This is a genomic window from Enterococcus sp. AZ048 (assembly GCF_051715125.1).
Classification (GTDB): domain Bacteria; phylum Bacillota; class Bacilli; order Lactobacillales; family Enterococcaceae; genus Enterococcus_A; species Enterococcus_A gilvus.
Map to the genome: position 1 here is coordinate 2,432,171 of NZ_JBIOTD010000001.1, position 15,064 is coordinate 2,447,234.

The following is a 15,064-nucleotide window of genomic DNA, read 5'->3' on the forward strand; positions in this document are numbered from 1 at the left end:
AATCATTAAAAAAAGCTCTCGAAAATCCGAGAGCTTACAGTCTATTGCTTTTATCCGACAATTGCCCCATTAGGCATCTCTTCAGGAGCTTCAACTACCTTCAATGTACCATCTGGCGCTTCCGCTGAAAGAATCATTCCCTGACTGATCTCCCCACGCATTTTACGTGGCTTAAGATTCGCTACAATGATCAGCTTTTTCCCAACTAGAGATTCTGGGTCAGCATAATATTCCGCAATTCCAGATAAGATTTGACGGTCTTGATTGTCCCCTGCATCCAAGCGGAATTGCAGCAATTTGTCTGCACCTTCGACTTTTTTGCATGCCATGACTTCCGCCACTTTTAATTCGACCTTGTCGAAAACATCAAACTTGATGTCTTTATCTTTCACAGAGACCAATTCCGTTTCTTCTGGGTCCCATTTGATTTTTTCTTCCTCTGGCTGACTGCCTTCAGACATTTTTTCTTTGATATAGGCTGTTTCTTCCTCCATATCTAGACGTGGGAAGATTGGTTTGCCTTTCGGCGTTACTTTTGTCTCTTCTGGGAATTCGCCAAAATGAATTGTTTCTAGGTTCATCTGTTCCGAGTTTAATCCTAGCTGTTCAAAAATTCGTTTAGGCGTTTGTGTCATGATTGGCTGCAACAGAATAGCTACGATGCGCAGACTTTCTGCTAAATGAACCATCACGCTGTCTAATTCCGCTTTGCGCTCTTCGTCTTTTGCTAAGACCCATGGCTCTGTTTCATCAATGTACTTGTTCGCACGGGAAACCAGCGTCCACACTTCTGCTAGGGCATTGTTAAATTCCATTTTGTCCATTGATTCACGGTAGCGGCTAACAACATTGGCTGCAGTCGTGGATAATTCGCTGTCAAAATCTGTCACCAATGATTTATAGGCAGGAACCATCCCATCACAATATTTATTGATCATTGCTACTGTACGATTCAACAAGTTTCCTAAGTCATTCGCCAAGTCATAATTCACTCGAGCAACAAAATCCTCTGGTGTAAATACACCATCTGAACCAAACGGGATTGCTCTTAATAGGTAGTAACGAACGGCATCCAATCCATAACGCTCTACCAACATTTCTGGATATACGACATTTCCTTTTGATTTCGACATTTTGCCGTCTTTCATCATCAACCAGCCGTGACCATAGATTTTTTTCGGCAATGGCAATTCAAGCGCCATCAACATGATTGGCCAATAGATCGTATGGAAACGAACGATTTCTTTTCCGACCATTTGCACATCTGCCGGCCAATATTTTTGGAACAAGCTGTCATCATCAGAGCCGTATCCTAAAGCAGTGATATAGTTTGATAATGCATCGATCCATACATACACCACGTGTTCAGGATTCGCATTGACAGGGATTCCCCATTTAAAGGTCGTCCGTGAAACAGCTAAATCTTCCAAGCCCGGTTTGATGAAATTATTGATCATTTCATTCTTACGCGATTCAGGCTGAATAAATTCAGGATGCTCTTCGTAATAGTCTAATAAACGATCCGCATACTTACTCATACGGAAGAAATAAGACTCTTCACGTACCAATTCTACTTCATGACCACTTGGTGCTTTCCCACCGATCACATTGCCTTCTTCATCACGGTATACTTCTTCCAGTTGTGTTTCTGTGAAATATTCTTCATCCGAAACAGAATACCAGCCTTCATACTCCCCAAGATAAATATCGCCTTGCTCCAACAACTGGTCAAAAATCTTTTTGACCGCTGCTTGATGGTACCCATCCGTCGTACGGATGAATTTATCATAGCTGATATCGAGCGTCTTCCATAATTTTTTGATGTCCGTCGCCATCTTGTCTACATATTCCTGTGGTTCTACGCCAAGTTCATCGGCTTTCTTTTCAATTTTTTGTCCGTGTTCATCGACCCCAGTCAAATAAAACACATCAAAACCCATCATGCGTTTGTAGCGTGCAATCGCATCACAGGCAATCGTTGTATAAGAATTCCCAATGTGCAGTTTGCCACTTGGATAATAAATCGGCGTTGTAATATAAAATGTTTCTTTCTCTGCCATGAGGCTCCTCCTTTAAAAATAGATTCTCTCGTAGTATACCATAAAAGGGCTTTGCTTTTAAGAAAATGAAAGAACCTGCTCTATTTATTGGAAACTGATTTAATAACCTAAAATAAATCAAAAAACAGCAAGTCTACCTCGACTCGCTGCCTTCCTTATTTTCGTAAAATTTTTTCCATCTTCTTGCCCTTGGCTAATTCATCGACCAGCTTATCCAAGTAGCGAATTTTTTGCATCAAGGGATCGTCAATTTCTTCTACGCGATAACCGCAGATCATGCCTGTTATCAAGGCTGTATTTTTATTTAATCGGGGAACTTCCGCAAAAAAGGTCTCCATATCAACGCCTGTATCCAATTGCTGCTGCAGCCCGTTTTCATCATAGCCTGTCAACCAATAAATCACTTGGTCGAGCTCTTCTTTCGTACGTCCTTTTTTCTCAACTTTCTGAAGGTACAATGGATAGATGGACGCAAAGCTCATTTTAAAAATCTTACTCATATACTGACCCCTTCTTTATAAAAAATGCAACACTATAAGAAAAATACAAAAAGAAATAATCAACCCAGTACCCGCAACGATTCCTTGTTTGAGCTGTTGATCTAGATCAACCTCTTTTCCTTTTAATCGATCTATTTTAAATTGGAAAGCAAACATTGTAATAAAATTTGCTGCGGCCGCCATCACTATATAATGGGTCAGTTCGCGATGGGAAATATCTTCTGGTAAAAAAATCACGACTAATAAGAGTAACGCGGTCAGTATAGGCCCTACAAAATACAAAACGGACAATTTTGCGATCGTTTCTTTGCGTTTGATCTCTTTCACCACATCTGAATCTTCCACCAATAGGTCGTCCAAAGATAGTTTAAAAATTGTTGATAAACGCAACACGCTTTCAATATCGGGGATTGTCTTCCCTGTTTCCCAATTTGAGATCGTTCGTTTTGATACAAAAATTCTATCGGCTAATTGTTCCTGTGTCCATTCCGCTGCCTGCCGTTCGCTTTTGATTCGTTGACTGATTTCCATTCCCTCATCGCTCACCTTCAATAATTGAATTTCATGAATCAAAATTACTTCAATTGTGCCAAAAAGTCGATAGAAAGTTCTTTCTACCCTTGATAGAACAGCCTTTCTATGACCGTGTCACGCCGTCTTGTCTTGCGGCTTCTGCGACCTTTAAGGTGATCAAATCGACGACATTTTCATCGAAAGCCGATGGAATGATATAGTCAGAGGTTAATTCCGAGTAAGGGATCGAATCCGCGATCGCATGGGCACAGGCAAGCTTCATGCGGGGGGTGATCCGTTTTGCTTCTGCTGTGAATGCCCCACGAAACAATCCTGGAAAAGCGAGCACATTGTTGATTTGGTTTGGAAAATCGGAACGACCGGTTCCTACTACAGAAGCTCCGCCAGCGATCGCCTCTGCGTAGGTGATTTCTGGTTCAGGATTCGCCATAGAGAAAACGATGTTCCCCTCATTCATAGAGGCTACCATTTCTTTCGTCACTAGATTTGGTGCAGATACACCGATAAAAACGTCTGCTCCAACAAATGCTTCTGCCATCGTGCCCGTAAAATCCTTAGGCGTGATCAAATGTAAAATTTCCTTTTCAACGAAGGTCGCATTGGGCATCTGCTCATTCAATGCGCCATCTTTATTGAAGGCAATGATGTTTTTCACGCCTAGATCGACAAGCATATGAATAATCGCACTACCTGCTGCACCAGTTCCTGAGATCACAACGTTTAGATCCTGTGGTTCCTTTTTCACCAGCTTCAACGCATTGATCAATGCCGCAGTCACGACAACTGCGGTCCCGTGTTGATCGTCATGAAAGACAGGAATATCCAGCGCTTCGATCAACGCCCGCTCGATTTCTACACAGCGGGGAGCGCTGATGTCTTCCAAGTTGATTCCTCCAAAGGTCGGCGCGATGGCTTTGACGATTTGGATAATTTCTTGTGGGTCTTTTGTATCTAAACAGATTGGCACTGCATCAATACCGGCAAACTCCTTAAAAAGCAATGCTTTTCCTTCCATCACCGGCAATGCGGCTTCTGGTCCGATGTCTCCCAGCCCCAAGACAGCCGTCCCATCGGTAACCACGGCGACACTGTTGCCTTTCCAAGTGTAATCATAGGCCTTGTTTTTATCCTCTGCGATTTTCCGACAGGGCTCTGCCACGCCTGGTGTATAGGCTAAGGACAGGTCTGTTTTGTTTCGTACTTTGGCTTTACTTGTCACTTCGATTTTTCCGTGCCATTTTCTATGCGCAGTCAACGCTTCTTCATAAATAGTCATCAATCGTATCTCCAATCATTTTTTCTGGTCGTACCCAAGACTCATATTCTTCCTCCGTCACATAGCCTAAAGATAACGCGGCTTCCTTCAATGTGGTTCCTTCGTTAAATGCTTTCTTCGCGATTTCAGCCCCTTTGTCGTAGCCGATATGTGTGTTCAATGCCGTCACCAACATCAACGACTTCTCCAAAAGCTCCGCCATCCGTTCTTCGTTTACGACCAATCCCTTCAGACAGTTTTCAGTGAAGGAATGGAGAGCGTCTGCTAACAATCGGACGCTCTGCAATAGATCAAACGCGATCAAAGGCAAATAAACATTCAGTTCAAAATTTCCTTGTGATGCTGCCACACCGATCGCCGTATCATTGCCCATGACCTGTACCGCGACCATTGCCAAAGCTTCACATTGTGTCGGATTGATTTTCCCTGGCATGATTGAGCTTCCCGGTTCATTGGCAGGCAAGGTGATCTCGCCTAAGCCGCTGCGAGGTCCGCTTGCCAGCCAGCGGATATCGTTCGCCATCTTTATGCTGTTTGCTGCTAAGGCCTTTAGCGCGCCGCTGACAAATACAACGGCATCACGATTGGCTAACGCATGAAATTTATTTTTTTCACTGGTAAAATGTATCCCTGTTTCTTCACCTATCGCTTCGATAAAGGCTTCTTCATACGCTTTTGACGCGTTCAGCCCAGTACCTACTGCCGTTCCTCCGATTGCCAACTGACGTAATTCCGCTAAGCTGTGGATCAGCATATTTTCGTTGTGCTCCAATGCAGAACGCCATCCGCTGATTTCTTGCGCAAAAGTAACCGGCGTCGCGTCTTGTAGATGGGTCCGCCCAATTTTGATCACATGCTGATTGTTCTCTTCTAGCTCTTCTAATACACCGATCATCTCATGGATCGCTGGTAATAGCGTTCGTTCAATCGTGAATGTTCCGGCTATATGAAGCGCTGTCGGAAAAACATCATTGGAGCTCTGTGACATATTGACATCATCGTTTGGATGCACTGCTAAGTCATTCTGAGTCGCTAGATGTGCAATAACTTCATTCGCATTCATGTTGCTCTGCGTGCCGCTGCCTGTTTGCCAGACCACTAGCGGAAATTCCTCCCAGTGCTCACCCTTCAATAGCAAATCCGCTGCTTTTTGAATAGCCATCGCCTTCTCAGCTTCTAGTTTTCCCGTCCGCTGGTTAGCGATCGCAGCCATTTTTTTTACTAACACGAGCGCATGCAATAATTCTTGCGGCATTTTTTCTCCGCCAATTTTGAAATTCTGCCTGCTGCGTTCGGTTTGTGCTCCCCACCACGCTTCTTTTGGCACCTCGATCGGGCCCATTGAATCCTGTTCAATCCGTGTTTCCATGTATTCGACTCCTTCTTCAAATTAATGTATTCATTTTTCCTTCAGAAAAATGAGTTTGAGTTTCATCCGCATGTCATTCCTCTAAACGCGTTTGAGCTTATCTTGATTTATTTTGGCTTTTTTCTAGTTCAGCCAGTATCCTGCGAAAAGTGGAACTGAAATCCTTCTTCAAATTAATGTATTCATTTTTCCTTCAGAAAAATGAGTTTGAGTTTCATCCGTATGTCATTCCTCTAAACGCGTTTGAGCTTATCTTGATTTATTTTTGACTTTTTTCTATTTCATCCAGTATCCTGCGAAAAGTGGAACTGAAATCTTTTTTCCTTCTATTTTGTTCAATTATCGCTCATTTCTACCAAAATGGATACAAAAAAAGTACAAAAGCCGTTAAACTTTTGTACTTCGTTCGTTATTTATCTCTTGTATCAAACAAGATCGTGACCGGCCCATCGTTGATCAGCGCGACATCCATGTCACCGCCGAATTCTCCCGTCTCTACCGTTAGCCCCGCTTGACGCAAGCCTTCATTAAAATAGTTATATAAGGGGATCGCGGTTTCTGGACGAGCGGCTTTTACAAAACTCGGACGATTGCCTTTTTTGGTATCCCCATAGAGTGTAAATTGCGAAACGCTCAAAACACTGCCGCCAACATCCTGCAAGGACTGGTTCATTTTTCCTTCTTCATCTTCAAATACGCGCAACAGCGGAATCTTCCGAATCAAATAATCCGCATCTGCTTGTGTATCTTCTTCATGAATTCCTAAAAGGATCATGAAGCCATGGTCGATCTTTCCGATAACCGTCTCATTGATCGTTACACTGGCTTGGCTTACACGTTGAATAACAGCTCGCATAGTGCCCTCCTATTTCTTCTATCCCTTCGTCCGTTTCACACTATAAACATCCGGGACAGTCTTGATTTTATCAACAATCGAGTACAAATGATTCAAGTTTTGAATTTTAAACGTCAAGTTGATGAGCGCCAAACGATCTTTCGTTGGCTTCGCTTCAACACTCACTAATTTCTTAGTCATGCCGCTCACGATATTCAAGACATCATTCAGCAACCCGTCACGATTGAAGCCGTAAATCTCTAGGTCTGCATTGTAATCTTGAACAGAATTGGAGGTGTCTTCCCATTCTACTTCGATCAATCGTTGCTGGATATCTTTTTGTTTCGTAATATTTGGGCAATCGGCGCGGTGGATCGAGATTCCCCGACCTTTTGTAATGTACCCGACGATGTTATCCCCAGGAACAGGGTTGCAGCAATGGCTGATCCGAATCAAGAGGTTCTCGATGCCTTGAATGACGATGCCGCCTTCATGACGAACTTTGATTTTTTCTGGTTCTTTTGGACTGCTGACCATCTCATCTACAGCATCTCGCTGTTTTTGCTTCATTTGTTCTCGGCGTTCTTTTTCTGTCAAACGATTGGCGAAGGTCAATGCACTTATTTCACCAAATCCAATGGCCGCATATAAGTCTTCTTCACTGTGGAAATTAAATTTGTCCAACACGTCTGAAAGTTTGTCCTTCGTCAGCATTTCTTTCGGAACAAACCCTAAGTCATTGATACATTTAATTACAGCATCATGGCCTTTTGACACATTTTCTTCCCGATCCTGTGTCTTGAAGAACCGTTTGATTTTATTTTTTGCTTTGCTGGTTTTGACTAGATTCAACCAGTCGCGGCTTGGTCCAAAGGAATTGGCTGAGGTCATGATCTCAATGATATCGCCATTTTTCAGTTTATAATCTAGCTGGACCATCTTGCCATTGACCTTGGCACCTGTGGTTTTATTTCCGACATCTGTATGGATACTATAAGCAAAATCCAACGGACCAGAACCTTTTGGCAGTTCAGTTACGTCGCCTTTTGGTGTAAAGACGTACACCTTATCACTGAAAATATCGCCCTTGACGCTCTCCATAAATTCTGAGGCATCATAGCTTTCATCTTGCAATTCGATAATTTCACGGAACCAGTCCAGTTGTTTGTTGTCCTGTGTTGTTTCTGTCTTATCCGTTTTTCCCTCTTTATATGCCCAGTGAGCCGCAACCCCGAACTCAGCGATCTGATGCATCTCATGGGTCCGAATTTGTACCTCCACTGGGTTGCCGCTTGGTCCAATGATCGTCGTATGCAACGACTGATACATATTGGCCTTTGGCATGGCGATGTAGTCTTTAAAGCGTCCTGGCATCGGCTTCCATTTGGTATGGATCGCCCCTAGGACTGCGTAACAGTCTTTGATCGAATCCACGATGACGCGAATCGCCAACAGGTCGTAAATTTCATCAAATTGTTTCTTTTGATCCCGCATTTTACGATAGATGGAATAAATATGCTTCGGACGACCGTAAATATCGCCTTCGATCCCTAATTCTTTTGTCGCTTCTTTGATTTCATTTACAGCTTCGTCCACAAAGCCTTCACGTTCGTCACGCTTACTGCGCATCAAGTGAACGATCCGATAATATTGCTTTGGATTCAAATAGCGCAAGGCTGTATCTTCTAGTTCCCACTTGATCCGGCTCATCCCTAAACGATCCGCTAACGGTGCATAGATTTCTAGCGTTTCACGAGCGATGCGGCGTTGCTTGTCATCACGTAAATATTTTAGTGTGCGCATATTGTGCAGACGGTCGGCTAATTTGACCATGATGACCCGTAGATCTTGTGCCATCGCTAAAAGCATCTTACGGTGATTTTCTGCTAATTGTTCTTCATGAGATTTGTATTTGATCTTCCCTAATTTGGTAACGCCATCCACTAACGAGGCCACGTCTTCCCCAAACTCAACCTTCAAATCTTCCAATGTTACGGGTGTGTCTTCTACAACATCGTGCAAAAAGCCTGTCGCAACAGTATGCGGGTCCATATGTAAGTCAGCCAAAATACCTGCGACTTGGATCGGATGGATGATATAGGGTTCTCCTGATTTGCGAACCTGGGGCTTATGGGCTTCATAAGCAAAGTCGTATGCCTTTTGTACAAACGCCACGTGCTCTTTTCCCATGTAGGTACTGACCATCCTGATGACGTCAGGACCAGTCAATTCAACTTCTTTTGCCATGTGACGTTCCCCCTTATTCTTAGTGACTGGAATACAAAAAAACATTCGGAATGAAAACGAACTTCTCAATCAGCAAGAACATTTTCTGTAATTTTCTTTCTACTTTATGAACCCGAACGCTTTTATTCCACTCTCTTTTTGAAAATGATTGCTCTTATTATACAAACTCTCGTAAGCTTTTTCAATCAAATCAGTGTTGCAGCTCATAATAGAAACTTGCCGCACTTAAAAGATAAAAAGGCGCCGTTTCTGTCCGTAATATTCTTGGCCCTAAACCGCATAGTTTCGCTCCTGCCGCTTGAAACGCGTCAATTTCCTTCGGCGTCAACCCGCCCTCTGGACCAAAAACGACCAATAGTTTTTGTCCTGCGCTCAAGCTTTGAAACGTTTGGAGGACTTGCGCCTGCTCGCCTTGCTTCGCGGATTCTTCATAGGCGATCAGCACGGCATCGTATTCAGAAAAACGATTGGTCAACTCTTTTTCAGAAGTAAAGTGAACAGTGGGCAACGCTTGGCGTTGGGACTGCTCCGCTGCTTCTTGCGCGATTTTGTTTAATCGCTGCTGCTTCTTTTGCTGCTTTTTCGCATCCCATTTCGCCACAGAGCTTTCTCCTGGAAAGGCAATGAAGGCATGCGCACCAAGTTCTGTCCCCTTCTGAACGATCAGTTCCAGTTTCTCGCCTTTAGGAAATCCGCTGGCAATCGTGATCTGGATCGGCAGCTCACGCTCTAGCCGTTCTTTTTCAACCTCTTCCAGCATCACTTTCTCACTATCCATAGCAATGATTTTGGCTTTGATCGCTGTTTGGTCGTTGAAGACAAGAAAGACTTGGTCATCGACAGTCATCCGCATCACACGAGACATATGATGGTGCGGCTCTCCCGTAACTGTCACAGCAGGTTGATACGCTTGATCGATAAAATAACGCTGCATCTTATTCTTCCTCTGGTTTCTTCAGGATAATAGCGAACCAGTCTTTTTGTTGGAAGATTCGATCAACTTCAAAGCCTTGTGCGTACATTTCCTCTAATACCATATCTTTTTTATCTTCGATGATCCCAGAGACGATAAAGGTGCCCTCTGGTTTCAATAAGCGCCACGCATCTTCGATCATTAGGACGATGATGTCTGCTAAAATATTTGCCACGATAACATCGGCTTCTTGCTCTACACCCACCAATAAATTATTCGCAGACACGTGGATATTTTCTGTATGGGCATTGAGGTCTACGTTTTCCTGTGCTGAACGCACCGCAACTTCATCTAAATCATAGGCATAGATTTCTTGTGCGCCATAAAGGGAACTCGCGATACTCAATACGCCCGAACCTGTACCAACATCCAAGACCGTTTCCCCACCGCGCAGCACTGTTTCCAACGCCTGCAGCGTCAGATTCGTTGTCGGATGCGTCCCTGTTCCAAACGCCATGCCGGGATCTAAGGTGATGATTTTTTCATCTTCGTGTTGCGCTTCGTAATTCTCCCAGCTTGGAACGATCGTCAAATAACGAGTCACGCGAACTGGATGGTAATATTTCTTCCAAGCCGTCGCCCAGTCACTCTCTTCCACTTCACTGACTTCTAGGAGATTTTTTCCGATGTTCAAGCCGAATTCAGGGAGTTTTTCAATCTTTGTTTTAATGAAGGGCAAAATCTCTGGTAAAAAGATCGTTTCTGGAAAATACGCCATCACGACGGCCCCTTCGGTCAAGCTTGAAAAAGTCTCTTTATCCAGCAATTCCCCGTACTGATCTTCTTGATAATTCTCAAAATCCAAGGCATCTTCAATCGCTACACCTGATGCCCCTGCCTCCATCAAAATATTCGAAACAGCTTCTACTGCTTCGCTTTCTGTCGTTACCTTTACTTCATTCCATTTCATTTTTTTCGCCCCTTAATAACTTGGATATGGCAGATAGCTGCTGTCGGTTGGTTTGATCGTCGCCTTGAATACCGCATCGTCCCAGTTCATTTCAAAAACCGCGTCCTCACTATCATCCGCTAAAAAGTCCAGCAAATCGCTCTGGCCTTCCTCAATCACGTCCTTCAAATAGTCTACGACAGCGGTCAGTTCATTTTTCTTCATGCCTTTTTTGCCTTCGTAAGGAATCACTGCCAAATAATTCTCTGTATCGTAGTCAGATTTAGTCGGATCGACTAATACGATCGCGTCTTCAAACTCAATGATTTCCTCCTCTGAAGCCACGCCATCTACATCATCGATCTCAATCTGTTCTTTATTCTCTCCGTAAATGCGAAAAGCGATCTCAAAACTGTGGTTTCGCGTATCCCAATCCAGTGCTAGTTCATAGTCAGGAATTTTTTTGTTCAAGTATTTGTCTAAATAAGTAATCATGGTCTCTTTTGCCATTTTTAGTTCCTCCATCCATTGTTTTCTTCTAGTAATGCTTTGCGTTGATTGGTTATGTAAGGATTTCCAGAAACAACAAAGCGCAGAGGTTTCTCCGTCCAGATCCCTTTATTGGGTATACCAATGCGTGGAAGGGCCTCGATTTTTTTAGGAATTCGTCGTTTTTCAGGAACCAAATGCAGGCTACTTGTAAAAATAGAGTCGCCATATAATTCACGAGTGACTCCTAGTGCCTCCACTAATTTCCCTGGACCGTCGGAGAGCATCGCTCCCGCTCTGCCATGACGATTGCGGATCATTTGCGCCACGCCAGCAACCGGTTCAAGCCCTCGGATCATTACACCTTGAGGCGTTCCTTCAGGCTGAGTGATCATATTCAAGATCAAATGCGTGTGCATCGTGTATAAATAAATCGTTCCCGGCTTTTCATACATGGCACGTACACGAGGAGTCGCACGCATCCCGTAACTATGCGCCGCTTCATCCTCTGGCCCTAAGTAGGCTTCACAATCAACGATGTAACCACCTAATGTCCCAGAAGGCGTTTCATGCTCTAAATACATTCCCAATAAATGGCGCGCCACATTTTCCGTCGTTTCTGTATTAAAATAATCAATTAACTGCTCCATTTTTCTCACCTTCTACATGATACACAATAATCCTGCCGCATGCTACGCTCAACGACCAAAACTCAGCAAACACAAAGGAATCTTTCCAGTCGAACAATAGAACTCCCTCCCCTTCTCTAACATATCCAAACAAAGCACCCTCACCAAAAAAATGCTATAATGAGAACATACATTTGCCAGTCCAACTTTTCGCAGTTTACTAAATCCAACGTGAACACACTTTGTTAAATGTAACCATCAGGAGAACTGTTTCGTTGGATGGTAGGCGTACGAAAATAAAAACTATTTTTCTCGCTTTTTAGAAAAATAGCTACCTTGCTCTGAGATAGCTGCCAGTTCTGCTTTTCGCAGTTTGTTAAAACTCGTAATTAATCTGCTTTTTACTCGTAACCATCGCAAATGAAATAGTATTATTCATTCTTTCAAGGAGGTTTCTCATGCAACAGCCGTTAGCTTATCGTATGCGCCCACGCAACTTAGACGAAGTTGTCGGGCAGCAGCATCTAGTTGGTCCCGGAAAAATTATTCGGCGCATGGTTGATGCGCGAATGCTTTCTTCGATGATTTTATATGGACCGCCAGGCACAGGAAAAACCAGTATCGCAAGCGCCATTGCTGGCTCAACAAATTATGCGTTTCGAATGTTGAATGCGGCTACGGACGCAAAAAAAGATTTACAGATCGTCGCCGAAGAAGCAAAAATGAGCGGGACAGTTATTTTATTGTTAGATGAAGTGCATCGCTTAGATAAAACCAAACAGGATTTTCTACTGCCTCATTTAGAAAGCGGCCGCATCATCATGATTGGGGCTACCACCGAAAATCCCTATATCACAATCAATCCCGCGATTCGAAGTCGAACGCAGATTTTTGAGGTAAAGCCGTTAGATGAGTACGATATTATCTCCGCAGTCAAGACAGCTTTAAAAGACAAGGAGCGCGGACTTGGAGAGTATCCTGTGGAACTAGATGAGGATGCATTGACTCATTTGGCTCGCGCAACAAATGGCGATTTAAGAAGCGCACTGAATGGATTAGAATTAGCGACAAAATCCACACCTAAAGATACTGAAGAAAAAATTCATTTGACGCTTTCGATCATCGAAGAATGTGTTCAACGGAAAGCCTTGACTCATGATAAGGATGGCGATGCCCATTATGATGTGATCTCTGCTTTTCAAAAGTCTATTCGCGGCAGTGATGTGAATGCCGCATTGCACTATTTGGGCCGATTAGTCGAAGCGGGGGATCTGCCGATTATTTGTCGTCGGTTGATGGTCATCGGTTATGAAGACATTGGCTTGGCAAATCCTGCCGCAGCCGCTCGAACCGTCCAGGCAGTCCAAGCAGCAGAAAAATTAGGCTTTCCCGAAGCACGGATTCCTTTGGCGGATGCAGTCGTAGATCTTTGCCTGTCTCCTAAATCGAATTCTGCCTATGCCGCATTGGACGCGGCGATCACAGATATCCGAATGGGGAATGCCGGAGAAGTACCTGACCATTTACGAGACAGTCACTACAAAGGGGCAAAGGAGCTGAACCGCGGCGTCGGCTACCAATACCCGCATAGTTTTGAGAATGCCTGGGTTGATCAGCAATATTTGCCAGACAAAATCAAGAATGCCCATTACTATGAACCTAAATCTACCGGTAAGTATGAGCAGGCTCTCGGACAGCAATACCAACGAATCGAAGAATGGAAAAAGAAGAAATAAATTCTTCTATTATAAAGAGGCAAAACAGGCATCAAGTCCAAAAGGAACTTGACGCCTGTTTTTTAAATCGTGTGCTTATCAGCAGAGGCTGTTGTTTTATTCGTTAGGAAGAGACTCGGCAGGAAGATCAATGCTAAGACAACGACTGAGACGAGAAAGCCCGCATGGTAGGCGGCCAGCTCATGGGCAACCGTGGGCTGGGCTCCTTGCAATACCGTGGCCACTACTGTAGCGATCATCGCAGAACCAACACTTGATCCTAGATTTTCAATAATATTGATACCTACACCTGCATCGGGCAATTCTTCATCCGCTAAGCCTGTATACGCATCGCTGGTCAACGGTAAATTGATGCCGCCAAAGCTTGTTCCTCGGATGAACAGGATCAGCGCGATCCAAATCATATTCGTTTGATCGGTGACAAACAGCAGTGGGATCGTCCCAACTAAAGAAATGACCAAGCTGACGATCACGACATATTTTGCACCAAGCTGATCGATCATTTTCCCGATCAATGGACGCGTGACTAACATCCCCACTCCTTGGGGAATTAGGGCAATCGCAGCCTCCATCGCGGAAAAATGACGGAAATTTTGGAAGAATAGTGGCAAAATAAGCATGGGACCCATAATAGCGATGTTGGCGAAAAACAGACCGACACTTGATGCTTTGAAGCTGCGATGAGAAAAGATCGTCAACGGCAACACCGTCTTGTGCCCTTTATACCGATCGTAGAAGATATAGGCGATCAGAAGCAGTACGCCGATACCTGTCCAAGTCAAGGATTCGCTATTATTGAACGTTGCATGATCCGCAGCTTTTGTAATACCGTAAATCAACGCGGCGCTCATCGCTGATAAATCAAGAATACCGAAAATATCCAATTTACTTTCTCGGTTAAATGGTTCAAAAGCGGGCAATGTTCGCATCATTAAAGGTGCCGCGATAAGAACGATGAAAACATTGATAAAGAAGATCCAGCGCCATGATGCCGCTTGAACGATGAACCCGCCTAATACAGGACCAAGGATCGGTCCAAAGATCATTGGCGTACTGACGATCGCCATGACGCGTCCTATATTTTCGGGACCTGCCGTTTTAACTAACAAGGTTGACATCAAGGGCGTAATAATCCCTGCCGTAAACCCCTGAAGCAGACGAAAAACGATGAAGCTCGTAACACTCCAGCTAATACCTGCTAAAACAGAGGTGAAACCGAAAAGGATGACGGCAGCAATGAAAATCTTCTTTCCGTCAAAACGATTCATCAGCCAACCTGCGATAGGCACGGCTATGGCTAACGCCAAGACATAGCCCGTGATCGCCCATTGGATCGTTGCTAAGTTCGTGTGAAAATTTCTGGTCAATTGATCAATGGCGATATTCACCATCGTTGAGTCCAGCATTGGGGCAATAGCGCCTAAAGCAATCGCCCAGGCAGCAGATAATACTTCTTTTGGTAATTTATTTGAATGTGATTGAGTCATAGAAAACACCTTTCTTATTGTTATGGATTTGATTGAAATG

At 43.9% G+C, this 15,064-nt stretch carries 13 protein-coding genes; 1 reads left to right on the plus strand and 12 read right to left on the minus strand.

Annotation, left to right across the window (positions count from 1 at the left end):
• Positions 1-50: 50 nt before the first annotated feature.
• From metG to IGI66_RS11905, 11 genes are all read right to left on the minus strand, one after another.
• A complete protein-coding gene (metG, locus tag IGI66_RS11855) occupies positions 51-2,060 on the minus strand; it encodes a methionine--tRNA ligase (RefSeq protein WP_086303247.1) in 2,010 nt (669 codons plus the stop codon).
• Positions 2,061-2,215: 155 nt separating this feature from the next.
• Positions 2,216-2,560: a DUF2200 domain-containing protein gene (locus IGI66_RS11860; RefSeq protein WP_301516768.1), complete on the minus strand. Its 345-nt coding sequence runs from the start codon at positions 2,558-2,560 to the stop codon at positions 2,216-2,218.
• A 15-nt stretch (positions 2,561-2,575) separates the two neighbouring features.
• Entirely contained in the window at positions 2,576-3,133 is a 558-nt protein-coding gene (locus tag IGI66_RS11865) for a helix-turn-helix domain-containing protein (RefSeq protein ID WP_438849114.1), read from the minus strand.
• Between the two features lie 64 nt (positions 3,134-3,197).
• Complete coding sequence (locus IGI66_RS11870; protein WP_438849115.1) at positions 3,198-4,370, minus strand: NAD(P)-dependent malic enzyme; 1,173 nt, start codon at positions 4,368-4,370, stop codon at positions 3,198-3,200.
• Complete coding sequence (fumC, locus tag IGI66_RS11875) at positions 4,357-5,739, minus strand: class II fumarate hydratase (protein WP_438849116.1); 1,383 nt, start codon at positions 5,737-5,739, stop codon at positions 4,357-4,359. Before fumC ends, IGI66_RS11870 begins: the two co-directional genes overlap by 14 nt.
• 409 nt (positions 5,740-6,148) lie before the next feature.
• Positions 6,149-6,595, minus strand: a complete 447-nt coding sequence (dtd, locus tag IGI66_RS11880) for a D-aminoacyl-tRNA deacylase (protein WP_010779678.1) — start codon at positions 6,593-6,595, stop codon at positions 6,149-6,151.
• Positions 6,596-6,613: 18 nt separating this feature from the next.
• Positions 6,614-8,821 (minus strand): RelA/SpoT family protein, encoded by a 2,208-nt coding sequence (locus tag IGI66_RS11885; protein ID WP_301516773.1) that lies wholly within the window; start codon positions 8,819-8,821, stop codon positions 6,614-6,616.
• Positions 8,822-9,011: 190 nt separating this feature from the next.
• Complete coding sequence (locus tag IGI66_RS11890) at positions 9,012-9,755, minus strand: 16S rRNA (uracil(1498)-N(3))-methyltransferase (RefSeq protein WP_438849117.1); 744 nt, start codon at positions 9,753-9,755, stop codon at positions 9,012-9,014.
• A 1-nt stretch (position 9,756) separates the two neighbouring features.
• Entirely contained in the window at positions 9,757-10,704 is a 948-nt protein-coding gene (gene prmA, locus IGI66_RS11895) for a 50S ribosomal protein L11 methyltransferase (protein ID WP_114524977.1), read from the minus strand.
• A gap of 12 nt (positions 10,705-10,716) precedes the next feature.
• Positions 10,717-11,193, minus strand: coding sequence for a DUF3013 family protein (locus IGI66_RS11900; RefSeq protein ID WP_010779674.1), 477 nt, complete (start codon positions 11,191-11,193; stop codon positions 10,717-10,719).
• A gap of 2 nt (positions 11,194-11,195) precedes the next feature.
• A complete protein-coding gene (locus IGI66_RS11905; protein ID WP_438849118.1) occupies positions 11,196-11,822 on the minus strand; it encodes a DNA-3-methyladenine glycosylase in 627 nt (208 codons plus the stop codon).
• 437 nt (positions 11,823-12,259) lie between these two features.
• Between IGI66_RS11905 and IGI66_RS11910 the strand changes: the two genes are divergently transcribed.
• A complete protein-coding gene (locus IGI66_RS11910) occupies positions 12,260-13,537 on the plus strand; it encodes a replication-associated recombination protein A (protein WP_288226305.1) in 1,278 nt (425 codons plus the stop codon).
• 62 nt (positions 13,538-13,599) lie between these two features.
• Here the strand turns inward: IGI66_RS11910 and IGI66_RS11915 are convergent, their stop codons facing one another.
• Positions 13,600-15,024, minus strand: coding sequence for an MDR family MFS transporter (locus IGI66_RS11915; RefSeq protein ID WP_314581365.1), 1,425 nt, complete (start codon positions 15,022-15,024; stop codon positions 13,600-13,602).
• Between the last annotated feature and the right edge of the window lie 40 nt (positions 15,025-15,064).